This window comes from Escherichia sp. 94.0001 (genome assembly GCF_013369155.2).
In the GTDB taxonomy this organism is placed as follows: domain Bacteria; phylum Pseudomonadota; class Gammaproteobacteria; order Enterobacterales; family Enterobacteriaceae; genus Escherichia; species Escherichia coli_F.
The window spans coordinates 1-3,109 of sequence record NZ_JABWMS020000134.1; the positions used below are offsets into that span (position 1 = coordinate 1).

Below are 3,109 nucleotides of genomic sequence, written 5' to 3' on the forward strand. Positions count from 1 at the left end.
TGGTAAGACCGCTGCAAATCCTGCGTGCTGACGGGACGTGGGAAAATATTGGCGGGATGAAGTAACCCGACAGCTTCACAAAACCGGAGTCCGGCTCCGGTTTTTGTTGTCATGTCCGGGGAATATTTGTTAGATAAAAAAGAGGAGATAATTCAATAGGGAGTTAAATTAATGCCGATAAATCTGACATCTTATTTGTGGGTACAGGGACAGAAAGTTGTCCCGGCAGTTGTGTTTTCTAATTTTACTTTAGTGGACTAAGTAAAAAGGAGTGAGATAAATGCTGCCCACTACAAATATCTCTGTAAATTCTGGAGTAATATCTTTTGAAAGTCCTGTAGATTCACCATCTAACGAGGATGTTGAAGTTGCCCTCGAAAAGTGGTGCGCTGAGGGAGAATTTAGCGAAAATCGTCATGAGGTTGCATCAAAAATACTTGATGTTATAAGTACTAATGGAGAGACTTTATCAATCAGTGAGCCAATAACAACATTACCAGACTTGCTTCCAGGTTCTCTGAAAGAACTGGTTTTGAATGGATGTACAGAGCTTAAATCAATAAACTGCTTACCCCCCAACTTATCTTCATTAAGTATGGTTGGATGCTCATCATTAGAGGTTATAAATTGCAGCATACCTGAAAATGTCATTAATTTATCTTTATGCCATTGTAGTTCTTTGAAACATATAGAAGGTTCCTTTCCTGAGGCACTCAGAAATTCCGTATATTTAAATGGCTGTAATTCATTAAATGAATCGCAATGTCAATTCCTTGCATATGATGTCAGTCAAGGCCGTGCCTGCCTGAGCAAAGCTGAGCTTACTGCTGACTTAATTTGGTTGTCAGCTAACCGAACGGGTGAAGAGTCTGCTGAAGAATTGAATTACTCTGGATGTGACTTGTCAGGTCTAAGTCTTGTAGGGCTGAATTTATCATCAGTAAATTTTTCTGGAGCAGTGCTTGATGATACAGATCTCAGGATGAGTGATTTGTCTCAGGCTGTATTGGAAAACTGTTCTTTTAAAAACTCGATTTTGAATGAATGTAATTTTTGTTATGCTAATTTATCTAATTGTATTATTAGGGCTTTGTTTGAAAACTCTAATTTCAGCAATTCCAATCTTAAAAATGCATCATTTAAAGGATCTTCATATATACAATATCCTCCAATTTTGAACGAGGCTGATTTAACAGGAGCTATTATAATTCCTGGAATGGTTTTAAGTGGTGCTATCTTAGGTGATGTAAAGGAGCTCTTTAGTGAAAAAAGTAATACCATTAATCTAGGAGGGTGTTACATAGATCTATCTGACATACAGGAAAATATATTATCTGTGTTGGATAACTATACAAAATCAAATAAATCAATTTTATTGACTATGAATACATCTGATGATAAGTATAACCATGATAAAGTAAGGGCCGCTGAAGAACTTATCAAAAAAATATCTCTTGACGAATTAGCGGCGTTCCGGCCCTATGTTAAGATGTCTTTGGCTGATTCATTTAGTATTCATCCTTATTTGAACAACGCAAATATACAGCAATGGCTCGAGCCTATATGTGATGACTTTTTTGATACTATAATGTCTTGGTTTAATAATTCAATAATGATGTATATGGAGAATGGTAGTTTATTGCAGGCAGGGATGTATTTTGAGCGACATCCAGGTGCGATGGTATCTTATAATAGTTCCTTTATACAAATTGTAATGAATGGTTCACGGCGTGATGGAATGCAGGAACGATTTAGGGAACTCTATGAAGTATATTTAAAAAATGAAAAAGTTTATCCTGTCACACAGCAGAGTGATTTTGGATTGTGCGATGGCTCTGGGAAGCCTGACTGGGATGATGATTCCGATTTGGCTTATAACTGGGTTTTGTTATCATCACAGGATGATGGTATGGCAATGATGTGTTCTTTGAGTCATATGGTTGATATGTTATCTCCTAATACATCAACTAACTGGATGTCCTTTTTTTTATATAAGGATGGAGAAGTTCAAAATACATTTGGGTATTCATTGAGCAATCTTTTTTCTGAATCATTTCCAATTTTCAGTATTCCTTATCATAAAGCTTTTTCCCAGAATTTCGTTTCTGGTATTCTGGATATACTCATTTCTGATAATGAACTCAAAGAGAGATTTATTGAGGCACTTAATTCCAATAAATCAGATTATAAAATGATTGCTGATGATCAGCAAAGGAAACTTGCCTGTGTCTGGAATCCCTTTCTTGATGGTTGGGAACTGAACGCTCAGCATGTAGATATGATTATGGGGAGCCATGTATTGAAAGATATGCCACTAAGAAAACAGGCTGAAATATTATTTTGTTTAGGGGGGGTTTTCTGTAAATACTCATCGAGTGATATGTTTGGTACAGAGTATGATTCTCCTGAGATTCTACGGAGATATGCAAATGGATTGATTGAACAAGCTTATAAAACAGATCCTCAGGTATTTGGCTCAGTTTATTATTACAATGATATTTTAGACAGGCTACAAGGAAGAAATAATGTTTTTACTTGTACCGCTGTGCTGACTGATATGCTAACGGAGCATGCAAAAGAATCTTTTCCTGAAATATTTTCATTGTATTATCCTGTTGCGTGGCGTTGATTTAGAGACCATGGATGAATATTATTGTAACACTGTCTTTTTAGGTTTGCACATGTTCAGTGGGAACATTTATTGCTCCGTTGTTATTATGTCTTGGTTTAGTGGCATGAGCCGAATGTTCTTAAAATTTACAGTGTCGAAGATGAAAGAGTACGATAGAACTCGTTGTGATTCGATTTGTCTGATATGGTGGTAATATATGAATAGGATACTGCATATATCGTAGTGCTTGAGGATGTTGATTAGGGCATATGATTTTTATATTTTTTTTGAGCAACGTTTTAAGGGAAAATTTACATATGACAACTTTGTCTGAAGAGTATCTTTGTTGTCAGTATTTTTTTTAAATGTGATAATTGATTTTGTTTTGCTGTGAATGGTCACTGTAGATGAAATATGATTTTAATTACAACGAAAATTATGTTCGTTATTTCTGGGCAAATCGTGGAGAATCATATTTTATGAATTGATATTCAGATT

General features: G+C 35.5%; 3 protein-coding genes and 1 pseudogene. All 4 read left to right on the forward strand.

Annotated elements, in window-relative coordinates:
• The coding region (locus HEN33_RS24475; protein WP_170817470.1) for a phage tail fiber C-terminal domain-containing protein at positions 1-65 on the forward strand (65 nt) is incomplete at its 5' end.
• A 1-nt stretch (position 66) separates the two neighbouring features.
• Positions 67-159: pseudogene (locus HEN33_RS24480) on the forward strand (tail assembly protein); the annotation flags it as partial.
• Positions 160-171: 12 nt separating this feature from the next.
• Complete coding sequence (locus tag HEN33_RS24485; RefSeq protein ID WP_115801847.1) at positions 172-261, forward strand: hypothetical protein; 90 nt, start codon at positions 172-174, stop codon at positions 259-261.
• Between the two features lie 19 nt (positions 262-280).
• Positions 281-2,629, forward strand: coding sequence for a type III secretion system effector E3 ubiquitin ligase NleL (nleL, locus tag HEN33_RS24490; protein WP_001301673.1), 2,349 nt, complete (start codon positions 281-283; stop codon positions 2,627-2,629).
• Positions 2,630-3,109: the final 480 nt, after the last annotated feature.

Excerpts from the sequence above, each read along its gene's own strand:
- HEN33_RS24485 (WP_115801847.1), top strand. The coding sequence starts at position 172 with ATGCCGATAAATCTGACATCTTATTTGTGGGTACAGGGACAGAAAGTT.
- nleL (WP_001301673.1), top strand. The coding sequence starts at position 281 with ATGCTGCCCACTACAAATATCTCTGTAAATTCTGGAGTAATATCTTTT.